Raw genomic sequence first — 16,850 nt, 5'->3', positions numbered from 1 at the left:
GTTAGTGTGGATTCGTGGACACCAGAGAAGCGTTGGGATCGTGGATCGACGGCCCCAAGGCGGCCGCCGAGAAGATGGGTGCCGACTTCGGCTACCGCGGCGAGCGCCTCGGACTGCCCAAGGAGGGCCCCGGCTCGATCGCCGGCCCCGGCCGACGGATCGGTGCCCTGTTCGTGGACGGCTGGCTGGTCTCGCTGATCGCCTTCGGTCTGCTGGCCAAGGGCGACACGGCCGAGGCCAACCTGTGGACCCTCCCGCTCTTCTTCCTGGTCGCGGTCCTGCTGCTCTCCACCACCGGCACGACCCTCGGCAAGCGGCTGTTCGGCCTCCGGGTGATCCGCCTGGACGGGCGCCGCGCCACCATCCCGCAGGTCCTGCTGCGCACCGTGCTGCTGTGCCTGGTGGTGCCGCCGCTGGTCTGGGACCGCGACACCAGGGGCCTGCACGACAAGGCCGTCGGCACCGTCGAGGTCCGGATCTAGCGGAGCCCGGCCCCGGAGCCCAGGAACCCGAAAACGTCGAACGGCCCCGCCCCGGAGCTTCCGGGGCGGGGCCGTTCAGTGTTGTCAGCGGAGGGGGAGGGTCAGCGGACCTGGCCGCCCTTGGGCATCCGGGCACCCTTGGGCATCGGGCCCTTGGGGATCGGCGCCTTGGACAGCAGGTCGCCCAGCGCGCGCAGCCGGTCGTTGGTCTCGGTGACCTGGGCGGCGGTGATCGCGCGGGGCAGGCGCATCAGGTGGATCTGCAGCTTCTTGAGCGGGACCTCGCCCTCGCCGGTGCCCACCACGATGTCGTGCACCGGGATGTCACCGACCACCCGGGCCATCTTCTTCTTCTCGGAGGCCAGCAGCTGGCGCACCCGGTTGGGGTTGCCCTCGCCGATCAGCGCGATACCGGCCCGGCCGACGGCGCGGTAGACCGCGTCCTGGTTGCGGGTGACCGCGACCGGGGTGGAGTTGGAACTCCAGCCGCGCCGGATGTTGTTCAGCACCGCAGCTACGGCGCCCGGCTGCCCCTCCATCTGCCCGAACGCGGCGCGTTCGGCCCGGCGCCCGAAGACGATCGCCATGGCCAGGACGGCCACGATGAAGCCCAGGATGCCCAGATAGATGGGGTGGTCGATCGCGAAGCCGATGGCGAGGAACACGCCGAAGGTCAGCAGGCCGACGCCGGCGATGATCAGGCCGATCTTGGTGTCGACCTTCTTGGTCATGGTGTACGCCAGACGGATCTGCTTCAGCCGTCCGGGGTTCTCGGATGTTTCCCTCGCCATAACGCTCATGGTACGTGGCACGGGTACGGGATATCCAAGCCCGGGTACCCGTTCGCCCGAACCGTGACCCGTCCGCCCGCACACCGTCGCGCACAGCGACGGCGGGTCTCGTCGCGCACGGCGACGGCGGACCTCACCGTCCCGCGCCGCGCGCCCCCGTCGGGCCGACCGCCCCGACCGCCCCGACCGGGCCGTCGTGCCGGCGGTCCGCCGCGTGCCGTCGGTCCTCGCACACCGCCGCCCAGGCGTTGCGCCGGGCGTGCTGCTGGCCGGGGGCCAGCAGGACGCTCTCGGCGAACCGCAGCGCCGCCCCCACCGACCGGATCCGCATCCGCATGCCGAACAGCTCCTCTCGTGGCTGAGAAGAATCGAACGCCCACCAGGCGTCCATCGTCCCCACCCCGTGTTACCAGCCCGTGACCAGGCGGTCAAAGCGTGATGAAACCCGGAAGGGCGGAGCCGCGGCTCCGCCCTTCCAATGGCTCAAACAGCTCAACAGTTCAACAGCTCAATGGACCCGAACAGCCCGAACAGCCCGAACAGCCCGAACGGCTCGAACGGCCCCCGGGTCCGACGGCCAGGTCAGACCGCAGCCTGCTCGCGCTTCTCCAGCGCCTGCCGGTACAGCCGCCCGGCCCGGTACGAGGAGCGCACCAGCGGGCCCGACATGACACCGGCGAAGCCCAGCTCCTCGGCCTCCTCCTGGAGCTCGACGAACTCCTGGGGCTTGACCCAGCGCTCCACCGGGTGGTGGCGCAGCGAGGGCCGCAGGTACTGGGTGATGGTGATCAGCTCGCAGCCGGCCCCGACCAGGTCGGCCAGCGCCTGGCTGACCTCCTCGCGGGTCTCGCCCATGCCCAGGATCAGGTTGGACTTGGTGACCAGTCCGGCGGCGCGGGCCTGGGTGATGACGTCCAGGGAGCGCTCGTAGCGGAAGGCCGGGCGGATCCGCTTGAAGATGCGCGGCACGGTCTCGACGTTGTGGGCGAGCACCTCGGGGCGCGAGGAGAAGACCTCGGCCAGCTGCTCGGGCACCGCGTTGAAGTCGGGGATGAGCAGCTCGACGCCGGTGCGGCCGGCCGCGCGCTCGGCGGTCATCGCGTGCACCTGGCGGACGGTCTCGGCGTACAGCCAGGCGCCGCCGTCCTCCAGGTCGTCGCGGGCGACGCCGGTGATGGTGGCGTAGTTGAGGTCCATGGTGACGATGGACTCGGCGACCCGGCGGGGCTCGTCGCGGTCGAACTCGGCGGGCTTGCCGGTGTCGATCTGGCAGAAGTCGCAGCGGCGGGTGCACTGGTCACCGCCGATGAGGAAGGTCGCCTCGCGGTCCTCCCAGCACTCGAAGATGTTGGGACAGCCGGCCTCCTGGCAGACCGTGTGCAGTCCCTCCTTCTTCACCAGCGACTGGAGGGCGTTGTACTCCGGGCCCATCTTCGCGCGGGTCTTGATCCACTCGGGCTTCCGCTCGATGGGGGTCTCGCTGTTGCGGACCTCCAGGCGGAGCAGCTTCCTGCCGTCGGGCGCGACAGCGGACACGTGCGACTCCTAGAACTAGACGGGGTACCCCCAGGGTACGCCTGTGGTTGTGCGGCCTTCGTCGGGCCTGCCACCCTGCAATCGCAGGGCAACACGGCTACCGGCCAGTAGATTCCCAGTGGCTGGCGGGATTCCAGCGTGCTCCGGGAAGACTTCAGCTGCTGAGCGAGCGACTGAGCGCGGGCTCCGGCAGCTCGGCGAAGACGTCCTTGAGGTGCCGTTCGACCGACGGCAGCGCCTCGCTCACCGGGAAGTCCCGGCCCAGCTCGCCGGCCAGCGAGGCGACGCCCGCGTCCCGGATGCCGCACGGCACGATCTTGTCGAAGTACGTCATCTCCGGATCGCAGTTGAGCGCGAAGCCGTGCATGGTCACCCCGCGGGCGACCCGCACGCCGATCGCGGCGAGCTTGCGGTCGCCGCCGCGCTGCCCGGCGTTGGACGGCGCGTACTCGGGCCCGGCCAGCCGCGGGTCGATGCCCAGCGGCAGGCCCATCCGCAGGGTCAGCTTGCCGATGTCGACCACCTCGGCCGGGTCCACCACGGCGTCCGGGAGGTTCTCGCCGAGCACCCAGACCCCGCTGCGGCCCTCGACCCGGGTGGTCCCGACGCCGAAGTCGGCGGCGGCGCGGATCAGCGCCTCCTCCAGCCGGCGGACGTAGGCGATCACGTCGATCGGGTCGGGCAGCTTGATGATCGGGTAGCCGACCAGCTGGCCGGGGCCGTGCCAGGTGATCTCGCCGCCCCGGTTGACCTCGACCACCGGGGTGCCGTCCAGCGGCAGGTCGGCGGGGTTGGTGCGCTTGCCCATGGTGTAGACGGGCGGGTGCTCCAGCAGCAGCACGGTGTCGGGGATCTCGTCCGCGACCCGCAGCGCGTGCAGTCGCTGCTGTTCCGCCCACGCCTCCTCGTACGGGACGACGTGCTCGCCTATGCCCATTCGGACGAAACGTACGTTCTCGCTCACCGCTGCCGCTCCTTGCCAGGCGTTCGAGACCAACCTCGCCACTGTACGCCCACGCGCGCGTCACCCGTTCAGCCGTCCCGTCCCGCCTCTCCGTCAGCCATCCCCGATCCCGATCCCGATGCCGCTCCCGCCCCCGCTCCCGATCCGGACCCCGCCCCGCCCCCGGCCAGCAGTTGCAGGCGCAGCGCCAGTTGCAGCTCCAGCGACCGCTCCGGCCGGTTCCAGTCCCCGCCCAGCAGTGCCTCGACCCGGTCCAGCCGCTGGACCACCGTGTTCACGTGGACGTGCAGCTCGTCCTTGGCCCTGGTCAGGCTGCCGCCGCAGTCGAAGTAGGCGCGCAGGGTGCGGACCAGCTCGGTGCCGCGCCGGGCATCGTAGGCGAGCAGCGGGCCGAGCGTGGCGCCGACGAAGCCGTCCACGTCGTGGCCGTCGCCGAGCAGCACCCCGAGGAAGCCGAGCGCGCCGGCCGAGGCGCCCTCCCCGGCGCGGCCGAGCACCCGCAGGGCCCGTACGCAGCGCAGGCCCTCGGCGTACGAGGCGGCCAGGGCGACCGGCCCGGCGGCGGGGCGCCCGGCGCCGACGGTGACGGCGAAGCCCGCCAGCCGGGCCAGCCGTTCGGCGGCCCGCCGGGCGGTCTGCTCCGGGTCCTCGGCGCGGCCCGGGGCGATGGGCACCAGCAGCGCGACCGCCTCGCCGTGCTCGGCGCTGAGGCCCCGGGAGCCGAACAGGTACCGCCGGGCCGCGCCGGCCAGCCGCCCCCGGTCGCCGCCGTCGCGGTCGGCGGGTTCGGCGGCCAGTGCCAGGTGCGGCCGGGCGAGGTCGACCCCGAGCCGGCGGCCGCGGGCGGTGAGCCCGGCCGGGTCGCGGTCGGGGGCGGTGAGCAGGTCGGTGAGCAGTTCGCCGCGGATCCGGTTCTCGGTCTCCGCGACCGAGCGGCGCAGCAGCAGGGCCAGCGCGGTCACCACGCCGGCCCGTTCGAACAGCCGCCGGTCGGGGTCGTCCAGGTCGGGCCGGCCGCGCAGCACCAGGGTGCCGAGCACGTCGTGCCCGGCCAGCACCGCGCACACCCAGAGCCCGTCGTGCCGTACGGACCGGCCCTCGGCCCGGGAGGCGGCCACCGCGTCGGCGAGTTCGGCCGCGGCGGCGGGCGGTCCGGCCAGCGGCTCGCCCTCGGCGTCCAGGACGGTCGTCTCGCCGCCCAGCAGGTGGGCGACGGCGGCGGCCACGTCCGACACCTCGGCGCCGCGCAGCACCAGGTCGGTCAGCCGGTCGTGGGCCTGCTCGGCGCGCTGGACGGCGGCGGAGTGGGCCCGGACCAGTTCGTTGGCGGCGTTGAGTTCGGCCAGCGCGGCCCGGGTGTCGGCCAGCGCTCCGGCGGTGTCCAGGGCGATCGCGGCGTGCGCGGCCAGGGTGCAGAGCAGCGCGACCTCGTCGGGGGAGAAGGCGCGCGGCGAGCGGTCGGCGGCGAACAGGACGCCGATGACCTCGCCGCCGAGCAGCAGCGGTACGCCGATGATCGCCACCAGGCCCTCGTCCAGCACCCCCGCGTCGATCGTGCCGGTGTGGCGGAAGCGCCCGTCGGTGCGGTAGTCGGGGGTGGCGTAGGGGCGGGCGGTCTGGGCGACCAGCCCGCCCAGGCCGTCGCCGAGGCTGAGCCGCAGGGTCTGGAACAGGACGGAGACCGAGCCGTCGGTGACCCGCATGTAGGTGTCGCCGGCGGCCTCGTCCGGCAGGGTCAGGTACGCGGTGTCGGTGCCGAGCAGCATCCGGGCCCGGCGGACGATGGCCTGCAGCACGGTGTCCAGGTCCCGGGAGGCGGCGAGGTCCCCGGCGGTGTCGAACAGCGCCGTCAACTCGGCTTCCCGGCGCCGGTGTTGGCGCAGGGTGCGGTGCACCCGCAGGGCCTGCCAGGTGGCTTCGTCGATCTCGGCGAGGACGCCGGCCGGCGCCCCGCGGCGGCGGGCGTCGGCCAGCACCTCGGCGAAGTCCTCGGTGGCGGAGCCGGAGGCTAGCAGGTCGAGCAGCCGTCGCAGCGCGGGCGCGGCGCTCTCGTCGGGGCGGTTCATCCGGGGTGGTTCATGGTGCGGGCCGCCAATCGGCGTCGGGTCCGTCGGTGCCGAGGAATCGCGATGCTATCGGCTCGACGTTCAGGCCACGGCGGGCTTTCCGACCGCCGTACCGTCCGTCGACGGCTCCTGCGCGACCTCCGCCAGGTCCTGCCCCCTGGTCTCCCGCCCGCACAGCACCGCCAGCACGGTGACCGCCGCCGCGATCGCCACGTACACCGAGACGGGGGTGGCGCTGCCGTAGTCCTTGAGCAGCGCGGTCGCGATCAGCGGTGCCGGTGCACCGGCCGCCACCGAGGCGAACTGGGCGCCGATCGAGGCCCCGGAGTAGCGCAGCCGGGTCGCGAACAGCTCGGAGAAGAAGGCCGCCTGCGGGGCGTACATCGCGCTGTGGAACACCAGGCCGACCGTCACCGCGACGACCAGCTGCCCGAACGAGCGGGTGTCCACCAGCCCGAAGAACACGAACGCCCAGGCCCCGACCCCGGCCGCGCCCACCAGGTACACCGGCTTGCGCCCGACCCGGTCGGACAGCGCCCCGAACAGCGGGATCAGCGCGAACTGGATCGCGGAGCCGATCAGTACGGCGTTCAGCGCGCTCTGCTTGTCGAAGTGCGCGTGGGTGACGGCGTAGGTCAGGACGAAGGTGGTCATCACGTAGTACGAGATGTTCTCCGCCATCCGCGCGCCCATGGCCACCAGCACCTCCCGCCAGTGGTGCTTCAACACCCCGACCAGCGGCGCCTGTTCGGCCTCGGGCCGGTTCGCGACGGCCTGCCGGAACAGCGGCGACTCCTCCACCGCCAGCCGGATCCACAGCCCGACGCCGACCAGCACCGCCGACAGCAGGAACGGCACCCGCCACCCCCACGCCAGGAACGCGCTCTCCGACTGCACCGCCGTCATCAGCGACAGCACGCCCGCCGCCAGCAGGTTCCCGGCCGGCGCCCCGCCCTGCGGCCACGACGCCCAGAACCCCCGCCGCCGCCGGTCCCCGTGCTCCGACACCAGCAGCACCGCCCCACCCCACTCGCCGCCGAGCGCGAAGCCCTGCACCAGCCGCAGCGCGGTCAGCAGCACCGGCGCCGCCACCCCGACCGAGTCGTACGTCGGCAGCAGCCCGATCGCCGTGGTCGACCCGCCCATCAGCAGCAGGCTCAGCACCAGCAGTCTCTTCCGGCCCACCCGGTCGCCGAAGTGACCGAACACCAGCGCTCCGACCGGCCGTGCCGCGAACCCGATCGCGTACGTCAGGAAGGACAGCAGGGTCCCGGTCAGCGGGTCGGTGTTCGGGAAGAACAGCTTCCCGAACACCAGCGCCGCGGCCGTTCCGTACAAGAAGTAGTCGTACCACTCGATCGTCGTGCCGATCAGACTCGCGGCCACCACTCGCGGGAGTGAACTGGTAGCCGCCGAAGCTCGTGCGGGGGCGTTCATGGTCACCACTTCCAGGTGCAGGGGGACGGGGACGGTGTCGCCACAAGGTAGGGAGCCCACGCTCCGCGGCCTATGTGGGTGACCCACACAGCCCGCCGGCCCCCGGTGGCCGGTCACTCCACGACGGTCGAGCGGCCCCGGCTCAGTGCGCCGTCCAGCCGCCGTCGATCGGCAGGCTGGCGCCGGTGATGTACGCGGCGGAGGGGGAGCAGAGCCAGAGGGCGAGTTGGGCGACCTCCTCGGGCTCGATCAGCCGCTTGACGGCGGTCCGGTCGAGCATGATCCGCTCGACCACCTCCTCCTCGGGGATGCCGTGGGCCAGCGCCTGGGCGGCGATCTGCTGCTCCACCAGGGGGGTCCGGACGTACCCGGGGTTGAGGCAGTTGCTGGTGACCCCGTACGGGGCGCCCTCCAGGGCGACGGTCTTGCTGAGGCCCTCCAGGGCGTGCTTGGCCGTGACGTACGCGGACTTGAAGGCGCTGGCGCGCAGGCCGTGGACGGAGGAGACGTTGACGATCCGGCCCCACCCCCGCTCGTACATGTGCGGGAGGGTGCGGCGCAGGATCCGGAACGGGGCCTCGACCATGACGCGTTGGATGAGGGTGAAGCGTTCGACCGGGAACTCGTGGACGGGTGCGACGTGTTGGAGGCCGGCGTTGTTGACCACGACGTCGGCGTCCGCGGGCAGGGCGTCCACGGCCGCGGGATCGGCCAGGTCGGCGACGATCGCCCGCCCGCCGATCCGGTCCGCGAGCTCCCGGGCCGGGGCGGCCGCGAGGTCGACGACGTAGACCCGGGCGCCGGCTCCGGCGAGGGCTTCGGCGCAGGCCCGGCCGATGCCCGAGGCGGCCCCGGTGACCAGGGCCGTGCGGCCGTCGAGCGGGCGGGCAGTAGAGGTGTCCATGACCGAGAACGGTAGGAATCCGGCGGCGCCGCTCCCATGTGGCGGACCGACACAGCATCCCGCTGTGTCATGGCGTCGACCACCACCGACGCCGGTTGACGGTTCGCCCCCGTACGGCCAAACCCATCCTGGCCCCGCTTCCCCACAATGGGCGCGCTTGCTTCACCCGTTCGGAGGATTGGTCGGTCAGATCCACCCATAGCGCCCGAATGCTCGCTACATTCACGCCGATTCCCGACAGGGGGCGCCGCCCCGGGCGAGCCGAACTGCTGGTGGAGCCCGGTGCGACGTCCGAGAGGTGTTGACTGACATGTCCCAACGGCCTGCAACCGACAGCCCGGCGTACGGACCGCTCGACCCGCTCGGCCAGCGCCGAGGCCCGGTCGGCCGGGCCCTTCCGGACGCGCCCGACGCCCTGACCGCCGACACGCTGACCGCTGATCCGCTGACCGCTGACCCGATGGCCGCCGACGCCCCGACCGCCGAGGAACTGCGACTGCCCGTGCAGGCCACACCCGCCCGGCACGAAGCCACCGCCGCGTCCGCCCCCGCGACCACCAGCGGCCACGGCAGCCACACCGGCCACTCCGGCCCGACGCCGCAGAACGGCCAGCTCGCCGCCCTGATCGAGGAGGCCGGCTTCTCGCACGCGGGCCTGGCCCGCCGGGTCGACCAGCTCGGCCTGGAGCACGGCCTCGACCTGCGCTACGACAAGACCTCGGTCACCCGCTGGCTGCGCGGCCAGCAACCCCGCGGCGCCACCCCGGCGCTGATCGCCGAGGTCTTCACCCGCCGCCTCGGCCGCCGCCTCACCGCCCAGGACCTCGGCCTGGACGCCTGCGCCCCGGTCTACGCGGGCCTGGAGTTCGCCGAGACCCCGCAGGAGGCGGTGGACATCGTGGCGAGCATGTGGCGCAAGGACAACGGCCCGCAGTCCGAACTGCGCCGGATCGCCTTCACCCCGGCCGGCCTGGTCGTCCCCAGCCGGGACTGGCTGATCGGCCGCACCGACGAGCGGGTCGCCCGGGACGGCTCCACGCTGACCCGCCCGGACACCGCCACCGGTCCGCCCGGCGCCGCCCCCGGCGCGCCCGCGTCGAACGCGCCCGGCGCACCCGCCCCGGGCCCGGCGCGCACCCAGCCCACCGGCGCCCCGGGCGTACGCAGCACCGCCGGAACCACCGGCACCGCCGCCACCATCGGCCGGGTGCCCACCCAGAGCCGCCGCCCGCCCGCCGCCGTCGAACCGCCGTACACCGACCCGACCCGGGAGGCCCGCCCCGCCCTGCGGGTCGGCCGCGGCGACATCGCCGCCATCCGCGCCGTCGGCGACCTCTTCCGCGCGCTCGACCACGCCTACGGCGGCGGCCACGCCCGCCAGGCGCTGGTCCGCTACCTGGAGAGCGAGGCCGAGCCGATGCTGCGCGGCCGCTACGGCGAGCAGATCGGCCGCGCCCTGTTCGGAGCCGTCGCCGACCTCACCAGGCTGGCCGGCTGGACGTCCTTCGACATCGCCGCGCACGGCCTCGCCCAGCGCTACTTCGTCCAGGCGCTGCGCCTGTCCCAGGCCGCCGGGGACCGTGCGCTCGGCGGCTACGTGCTGGTGACGATGAGCCAGCAGGCCGTCCACCTGGGCCACGGCCGGGAGGCCGTCCAGCTCGCCCGGGTCGCCCAGCAGGGCGTCGGCACCGCCGTCCCGCCGGTGGTCCAGTCGCTGATGCACGCCGCCGAGGCCCGGGGTCACGGCCTGCTGGGCGACGTCCGCTCCTGCACCACCGCGCTGGTCCGGGCCGAACGATCGCTCGCGGCCTCCCGTACCGGCGACGAACTGCCCTCCTGGGCGCGGTACTTCGACGAGGCCCAGCTCTCCGACGAGTTCGCCCACTGCTACCGCGACCTCCAGCAGTGGCGCACCTCCGCGCAGCACGCCGAGAAGTCGCTGCGGCTGCGTTCGCCCGCCTACGCGCGCAGCCGGATCTTCTGCCGGCTGGTGCTGGCCACCGCCCGGCTCGGCATGGGGGACCTCGACGAGGCCTGCACCATGGCCACCGACGCGCTGCGCGCGGCGGGGGAGATGCGCTCGGCCCGCTCGCTGGAGTACGTCCGGGACTTCCACCGCCGCCTCACCCCGTACCGGGGCAGCCAGGTGGCCCGGGCCTTCGAGGAGACGGCCCGCCAGGCGGGCGTGATCTGACGGAACCGGCCGTGCGAGGGCCGGGAGCTCACCAGCTCTCGGCCCGGACCCTCGGCCGCTCGGCGTCGGCACCCGCCGCCTGCCGCCCGCCCCGCACCCGCTGCGCCGCCAGCGGGAACACCAGGACCGACAGCATCCCGGCGCCGACCAGCGCCGCCGCCGTCGAGGAGGGCAGGTGCCCGGCCTCCACCTCGATGGTGGTGATCACCACGACCAGCGGCAGCGCCGTCGACGCGTACAGCCCGAGCGCCGCACGGTCCCGTCCGCCGAGCCCGCCCGGGGCGAGCAGCCCGGCCGGTAGGCCGCGTACGGCGAGGAACAGCAGCAGGAACACCGGGACGAGCAGCAGCGTGCCGGGGTCGTCCAGCAGTGCGTTCAGGTCGAAGTTCATCCCGCTGACCACGAAGAAGATCGGCACCAGGAAGCCGAAGCCGATGCTCTCCAGCTTGGCCTCGATGACCTCCTCCTCGGCCCGGCGGATGTTGGAGAGCAGCAGCCGGGAGACGATCCCGGCGGTGAAGGCGCCGAGCAGCATGTCCAGGTCGAGCCAGAGCGCGGCCGCGACCATGACGGCCAGCACCAGGATCACCGCCCGGATCGCGAACTGCCCGGAGGTGCGCAGGGTCCGCTCGATCAGCCGGGTGGCCCAGGCCGGGCGCGGCCGGCGGGCGCCGAGCACGGCGAGGGCGGTGATCACCGCGAAGGCGCCGAGGATGACCGCGGTCCGGGCGGGGGAGTTGCCGCTGAGCAGCACGGCGATCGCGATGATCGGGCCGAACTCCCCGACCGCACCGGTGGCCATCACCAACGAGCCGAAGGGGGTGGGCAGTTCGCCGGAGTCGCGGAGGATCGGCAGGATCGTGCCGAGTGCGGTGGTGGTGAGCACCAGCCCGGCGAAGGCGCCGTCCCACGGGTCCCGGTTGACCAGGGCGCCGATGCCGAGGGCCAGTACGAGCGAGACCAGCCACGCGGTGCCCGCTCGCTTCAACGGGCCGCCGCGCAGCTTGGCGAAGTCGATCTCGTACCCGGCGAGGAACATCAGCATGGCCAGGCCGAACTGGGACAGCGCGTTCACCAGGTCGTCGACGTGCGCCCAGTCCAGGACGTCCGGGCCGATCAGGACGCCGAGCACGATCTCGAACACCACGGTCGGCACGGCGATCCAGCGCAGCAGCCGGTCGGCGAGCAGCGGCGCGGTGACGGCTGCGGCGGGGATCAGGATCAGCGCCACCGGCTGGGCGGAGGCGCTCACCGGGCGGTCGGCCGGGCGACGGCGGTCGCTCGGACGGTACGGTGCGGCCGAATCGTCCGATGAGCGGTCAGAACGGTCATGCCGGGCATCCTGGCACGCCGTCGGTCTGTCACGTCGGTCTGTCACCCTGGCAGACCGCTGGCGTGTCCCGGCACCCGCACCACCGCGCCCGTCACCGTGCCCGCCACCACCTTCGCCACCGATCCCGTCACCCCCAGCGCCGCCCGAACGCACACCGGTACTGCCGGGCGGCCCCGAGCGGGCCCGACCGGCCCCGACCGGCCCCGAGCGGCCCCGAGCGGCCCCGAGCGGCTCAGGCCGCCGCCTCGGCCTCCCGCTCCCCGGCCGGCAGCCCGAGGTCGCCGAGCACCGCCCGCGCCGCCCGCCGCCCGGAGACCAGCGCGCCCTGCACGGTGCTGGTGTCCCGGTGGTCCCCGGCGACGTACAGCCCGGCCAGCAGCCGCACCGGACGGCGGAGGTTGTGCGGCGGCGGCATCGCGGGCAGCGCGTCCGGGACGTGCCGCACGCTGAGGAACTGCCAGTCCGCCGTCGAGGTGCCGTACAGCTCGGCGAGCCGGGTGCGGACGGCCGGTTCCAGCCCGGCCGGGCCGCCCGCGTCGAAGGAACGCCGGCCGAGCACGGTGCTGGCGACCAGCGCCTGCCCGGCCGGGGCGTAGGACGGGTGCAGCTCGCTGAGCACCAGCGAGTGCGAGACCAGCGGCGGGTGGCCGTTCGGCCGGTCGGCGTCCAGCAGCAGCACGGCCTCGGCGAGCGGGGCGCGGTCGGCCGCGTGGAAGAAGGTGGTGACGGGGTGGAAGTCGGGCAGCCGCAGCCCCGGCAGCAGCTCGGCCGCGGAGCGGGCGTCGGTGGCGACCACCACGGCCTGGGCGCCGATCCGCCCGTGCGCGAGGGTCTCCACGCCGTCGGCGCCGATCGAGGTGACCTGCACCCCGGTCCGCACCGTGCCGACGGGCAGCGCGGCGGCCAGCTGGGCGGGCACGGCCGCGATCCCGTCGGCGGGCAGACAGAGCCGGCCGCGGGCGTACGAGCGCAGCACCAGGTCGGCGATCCGGCTGCTGGTGCCGAGGGCCGGGTCGCTGAGCAGGGCGCTGAGCAGCGGGCGCAGGAAGCCGTCGACGGTGCGCGGGGCGAGGCCGTGGCCGGCCAGTGCGCGGGCGGCGGTGGTCTCCGGGCGGGCCTGCGACCGGGCGGCGGGGGTGGTGGCGATCCGGCCCAGCCAGGCGCCCAGGCGGGCCTTGTCCAGCGGGCTGCCGAGCGGGGCCCGGAGAGCGGCCTGCCGGGCGGCGGTGAGCTGGGGGTCCCCGGCGCGGTAGCGGCGGCCGGCGCTGTGCACGAGTACGCCGGGCGCGAGCGGGCGCAGGTCCAGGCGGTCGAGGTCGAGCGCCCGGCGCAGCTCCGGGTAGGCGGTGTTGAGCAGGTGGCTGCCGTCGTCGAGGCGGAAGCCGTCGAGTTCGCGGGTGGCCATCCGGCCGCCGATCCGGTCGGTGGTCTCCAGGACCTGGACGGTGAGGCCTTGGCCGGTGAGCGCGCGGGCGGCGGCCAGGCCCGCGAGTCCGGCGCCGACCACGACGACGTCCGGGTCGGACGGGCGGCGGGCGCGGCGGGTGAAGTCGTACGTGGGCACTGGCGTGCTCCCTCCCTGGGGTTCCCGGGGCTCCGGCCGACGCAGGCAGCGGGGTGCCGGGCACGGTCCGAGGAAGGTGATGCCCCGTCAGTGTGAGCATCAGACAAGCGGAGCGGACTCGATGCTGGGTTCGGAGGGGTCGTGTGCCGCCGGGCGGGGGCGCGGTCACGGACAGTGCGCCGTGGCGGCCGGGAGGCCGGGTCGGCGGGCGCGCACGGTCACCGGGGGCGTGCGACGCGCCCGCCGTGTGCTCCCGTGCGCCCCCTCCCGGAGCCCCGTCCGACCCCGCCCGGCATATGCCCCTGGCCAGGGTGAATGCCGTAGCGGGCCTACGCAGAACGAGGGGTCACAGCGCGGCCCGCACCGCCGAGTCCAGGTCCGGGTGGGCGAACCGGAAGCCCGCGTCCAACAGCCGCCGCGGCACCACCCGGTGGCTCCCGACCACCTCGATCGCCAACTCCCCGAGCACCGCCTTGAGCACCGCCTCCGGCACCGGGAACGGCGTCGGCCGCCGCAGCGCCCGGCCGAGCGCCGCGGTCAGCTCGGCGTTGGTGGCCGGCTCCGGCGCGGTGAGGTTGAAGGCGCCGGAGAGGTCCTCGCGGTCGATCAGGAACCGCAGCGCGGCCACCTCGTCCGCCAGCGAGATGTAGCTCCAGTACTGCCGGCCGCTGCCGAGCCGCCCGCCCAGGCCCAGCTTGAACAGGGGGAACAGCCGCCCGCCCGCGCCGCCCGCGGCGGACAGCACCATCCCGGTGCGCGGGTGGACGACCCGGATCCCGGCCCGCTCGGCGGGCCGTGCGGCCGCCTCCCACTCCAGGCACACCTCGGCCAGGAAGTCGTCCCCGGCGGGGGAGTCCTCGTCGATCACCCGGTCACCGGTCTGCCCGTACCAGCCGACCGCGGAGGCGCTGACCAGCACCCGCGGTGGCCGGGGCAGCTCCGCCAGCGCCACCGCCAGCGTCTCGGTGCCGTACACCCGGCTCTCCCGGATCTCCCGCTTGTAGGAGTCCGTCCAGCGGCGGTCGCCGACCCCGGCGCCGGCCAGGTGCACCGCGGCGTCGATTCCGGCGAGCCCCTCCCGGTCGACCTCGCCGAGCAGCGGATTCCAGCCGATCGCGGTGCTCCCGTCGGGCTGCGGGCCCGTCCTGGAGCGGTGCCGGACCAGCCGGACCACCTCGTGGCCGTCCGCCAGCAGGGAGCGGACGAGGGCCGAACCGATCAATCCCGTGGAGCCCGTGACAGCGATGCGCATGGGCCCATCCTCGCAGGCCTTATCGCCTGTCACCTTTCGCACGCGCCCCAGTAGCATCACGCGGCATGACCCGCGAAGACGATCTGACCATCCGCCCGGCCCGCCCCGAGGACGAGCGCGGGCTCGCCGAGCTCGACCGCGCCGTCTGGTCCCCCCTCTCCGAGGTCTCCCCGAAGCCGCCCGTCGGGAAGCGGGTCTTCGACGAGAGCCGCACCCCCGACCAGTTCCTGCTCGCCGTCCTGGACGGCCGGATCGTCGGCTACGTCCGCCAGATCCCGCCGACCCGACTGGCCGTCAACCGGCACGTCCGGCAGATCCAGGGCCTGGCCGTCGACGGCTCGGTCCGCGGCCGGGGCATCGGACGACGGCTGGTCGAGGCGGCCTGCGAGCAGGCCCGGGCGCTCGGCGCCCGCAAGCTGACCCTCCGGGTGCTCGGCTGGAACGCCCCGGCCCGCCGGCTGTACGAGAGCTGCGGCTTCACGGTCGAGGGCACGCTGGCCGAGGAGTTCCTGATCGACGGGCAGTACGTGGACGACGTCTGGATGGCCCGCCGACTGGCCGACTGAGCCGGCCGACCGCCCGAACCGCCGCCCGCTGCCCTGGCGGTCCGTCAGGGCAGTTGCGGCGCAGTCGTGACGCACCTGCCCTGTCTGGAGCGGCGGACCGCCGGGTACCGTACGCCCGTGAGCAACTCGACGCCTCCCGGGTGGTACCCGGTCCCGGGTGCGGACGGCACCCCCGGTCACGAGCGCTGGTGGGACGGCAACGCCTGGACCGCCGAGGTCCGGCCGCTCCAGGCCCCCGGCGGACAGCTCGCCGACGCCCCGACCCAGGGCTGGCAGCCCCCCGCCCCGCAACCGCCGCAGGCCGGCTACGGCTACCCGGCACAGAGCGGCTCACCCGCCCCCGGCTACGGCTACCCGGCGCAGGACGCGGTCCAGTCACCCGGCTACGGCTACCCCGGCCAGGGCCCGTACGGCGGCCAGCAGCAGTACCCGGGCCGACCGGGCTACCCCGGCCAGGAGGCCTACCCGGGCGCCGGCTACGGCTATCCGCCGCCCGCCCCCCGGAAGAACCGGACCGGCGTGATCGTCGGCAGCTCGGTCGCGGTGCTGGTCGTCGGCGGGATCATCGCCGGGCTCGCGTTCAGCGGCGGCGGGGACACCAAGGCCGACCCGACCCCGAACCCCACGGTCACCGTCACCCAGAGCGACAACCCGACGCCGAGCCCCACCCCGACCCGGAGCACGCCGGCCCCCAAGCCCGTTCCGTCGGTCAAGAGCACCGTCCCGGACCCGCAGCACGCGATCACCGTCCCGGTCCTGGACGGCTGGGACGCGGCGACCAACTCCGCGCACTCCACCGTCTACCTCGGCAGCGGCCGCTACTCCTGCGCCGACGGCAACTCCTGCATCCGCGGCCAGTTCTCGATCGAGAAGGACACCGTGCAGGGCGACACCCCCAAGGGGGCCGCCGACTCGGTGATGCCGACCTACGCCGGGACGATCTTCTCCGGGATCACCTCGCACACCGACTCCGGCTCCGGCTACGTTTCCGTCGCCGGTGTGCTCGGCTACGCCACCCGCTGGCACGTCCGCACCTCGGACGGCACCCAGGGCTACGTCCTGCTGGCCGCCGTCCCGGCCAAGGGCGGCGGCTACGTGATCTTCGAGGGCGGCGTGGACGACGACCCGGCGGCGCCGGACCCGGCGGTGCTCGACCAGATCCTCAAGGGCATCAAGCAGGACAGCTCCGCCGGCAGCAGCACCTGACCCCCGGCGCGGGACTAGTCCCCGTACCGCTCCCAGAGCTTGGGGAAGCGCTTCGCCATCACGTCCGGGTCGTCGAAGTCCAGGAACGCCCCGGCCGGCCGCCCCGCCTGCCGCCCGCCCACCTCGGGCAGCGGCAGGCCGGTCAGCCGCTCGTACGCCTCGTCGGCGGCGTAGCCGAGGTCCTCGGCCTCGCCGTCCTCCTCCTCGTCGAACTCGGGCAGCAGGTCCGCCAGGTCGTCCGGTTCGGCCAGCCCGCCCTCGAAGACCTCCCGGCCCTGGCCGATCAGCCAGCAGCGGAAGTAGTCGAAGGTGTCCTCGGAGGCGCCGTCCAGCAGCAGGTGGGCCGCACCCCACAGGTCGTAGCGGTAAGCGCGCTGGAACCGGGCCTCGAACAGCCGACCGAAGTCGATCACGTCGTCGGGGGTCAGCTGGACCAGGCGCTCCACCAGCCGCTCGGCCTGTTCGTCGGGATCGCCGTCGGCGGCCTCCCAGGTGTCGTCGATGATCTGCCAGAAGTCGGTCTCGTCCATCACCGCTCAAGCATCCCTTTTCTGT

At 74.1% G+C, this 16,850-nt stretch carries 15 protein-coding genes; 4 read left to right on the top strand and 11 right to left on the bottom strand.

From position 1 onward, the window contains the following. The first annotated feature begins 14 nt into the window (after nt 1-14). On the top strand, nt 15-482 hold the full coding sequence (locus tag ACIQWA_RS29120; RefSeq protein WP_360228012.1) for an RDD family protein: 468 nt from the start codon (nt 15-17) through the stop codon (nt 480-482). Nucleotides 483-583: 101 nt separating this feature from the next. Here ACIQWA_RS29120 and ACIQWA_RS29115 read toward each other — a convergent pair whose 3' ends face one another. From ACIQWA_RS29115 to ACIQWA_RS29085, 7 genes are all read right to left on the bottom strand, one after another. Beyond that, a complete protein-coding gene (locus ACIQWA_RS29115) occupies nt 584-1,273 on the bottom strand; it encodes a DUF4191 domain-containing protein (RefSeq protein ID WP_360228010.1) in 690 nt (229 codons plus the stop codon). A 133-nt stretch (nt 1,274-1,406) separates the two neighbouring features. Next, nucleotides 1,407-1,610: a hypothetical protein gene (locus tag ACIQWA_RS29110; RefSeq protein ID WP_402487522.1), complete on the bottom strand. Its 204-nt coding sequence runs from the start codon at nt 1,608-1,610 to the stop codon at nt 1,407-1,409. Between the two features lie 245 nt (nt 1,611-1,855). After that, nucleotides 1,856-2,809 (bottom strand): lipoyl synthase, encoded by a 954-nt coding sequence (gene lipA, locus ACIQWA_RS29105; RefSeq protein ID WP_350504590.1) that lies wholly within the window; start codon nt 2,807-2,809, stop codon nt 1,856-1,858. 154 nt (nt 2,810-2,963) lie between these two features. After that, nucleotides 2,964-3,746, bottom strand: a complete 783-nt coding sequence (gene lipB, locus ACIQWA_RS29100) for a lipoyl(octanoyl) transferase LipB (protein WP_402487598.1) — start codon at nt 3,744-3,746, stop codon at nt 2,964-2,966. Nucleotides 3,747-3,841: 95 nt separating this feature from the next. Beyond that, nucleotides 3,842-5,839, bottom strand: coding sequence for a helix-turn-helix domain-containing protein (locus ACIQWA_RS29095; RefSeq protein ID WP_402487520.1), 1,998 nt, complete (start codon nt 5,837-5,839; stop codon nt 3,842-3,844). Between the two features lie 81 nt (nt 5,840-5,920). Next, nucleotides 5,921-7,276 (bottom strand): MFS transporter, encoded by a 1,356-nt coding sequence (locus ACIQWA_RS29090; protein ID WP_402487518.1) that lies wholly within the window; start codon nt 7,274-7,276, stop codon nt 5,921-5,923. Nucleotides 7,277-7,418: 142 nt separating this feature from the next. Then, nucleotides 7,419-8,180, bottom strand: a complete 762-nt coding sequence (locus ACIQWA_RS29085; protein WP_402487516.1) for a 3-hydroxybutyrate dehydrogenase — start codon at nt 8,178-8,180, stop codon at nt 7,419-7,421. 310 nt (nt 8,181-8,490) lie between these two features. Between ACIQWA_RS29085 and ACIQWA_RS29080 the strand changes: the two genes are divergently transcribed. Continuing rightward, on the top strand, nt 8,491-10,374 hold the full coding sequence (locus ACIQWA_RS29080; RefSeq protein WP_402487515.1) for a regulator: 1,884 nt from the start codon (nt 8,491-8,493) through the stop codon (nt 10,372-10,374). Between the two features lie 28 nt (nt 10,375-10,402). Here ACIQWA_RS29080 and ACIQWA_RS29075 read toward each other — a convergent pair whose 3' ends face one another. From ACIQWA_RS29075 to ACIQWA_RS29065, 3 genes are all read right to left on the bottom strand, one after another. Beyond that, nucleotides 10,403-11,626, bottom strand: coding sequence for a cation:proton antiporter (locus tag ACIQWA_RS29075; RefSeq protein WP_402487513.1), 1,224 nt, complete (start codon nt 11,624-11,626; stop codon nt 10,403-10,405). A 313-nt stretch (nt 11,627-11,939) separates the two neighbouring features. Beyond that, on the bottom strand, nt 11,940-13,271 hold the full coding sequence (locus ACIQWA_RS29070; RefSeq protein ID WP_402487511.1) for an NAD(P)/FAD-dependent oxidoreductase: 1,332 nt from the start codon (nt 13,269-13,271) through the stop codon (nt 11,940-11,942). A 346-nt stretch (nt 13,272-13,617) separates the two neighbouring features. Then, complete coding sequence (locus ACIQWA_RS29065; RefSeq protein ID WP_402487510.1) at nt 13,618-14,523, bottom strand: TIGR01777 family oxidoreductase; 906 nt, start codon at nt 14,521-14,523, stop codon at nt 13,618-13,620. A 65-nt stretch (nt 14,524-14,588) separates the two neighbouring features. On the opposite strand from ACIQWA_RS29065, the gene ACIQWA_RS29060 reads away from it, so the two are divergent. After that, nucleotides 14,589-15,089, top strand: coding sequence for a GNAT family N-acetyltransferase (locus tag ACIQWA_RS29060; RefSeq protein WP_402487508.1), 501 nt, complete (start codon nt 14,589-14,591; stop codon nt 15,087-15,089). A gap of 117 nt (nt 15,090-15,206) precedes the next feature. After that, nucleotides 15,207-16,295, top strand: coding sequence for a DUF2510 domain-containing protein (locus ACIQWA_RS29055; protein WP_402487506.1), 1,089 nt, complete (start codon nt 15,207-15,209; stop codon nt 16,293-16,295). A 14-nt stretch (nt 16,296-16,309) separates the two neighbouring features. Here ACIQWA_RS29055 and ACIQWA_RS29050 read toward each other — a convergent pair whose 3' ends face one another. Continuing rightward, complete coding sequence (locus ACIQWA_RS29050) at nt 16,310-16,825, bottom strand: DUF4240 domain-containing protein (protein ID WP_360227974.1); 516 nt, start codon at nt 16,823-16,825, stop codon at nt 16,310-16,312. Nucleotides 16,826-16,850: the final 25 nt, after the last annotated feature.

The organism is Kitasatospora sp. NPDC098652, assembly GCF_044760155.1.
GTDB lineage: Bacteria > Actinomycetota > Actinomycetes > Streptomycetales > Streptomycetaceae > Kitasatospora.
This window is presented reverse-complemented; position numbering and strand designations above follow the sequence as displayed.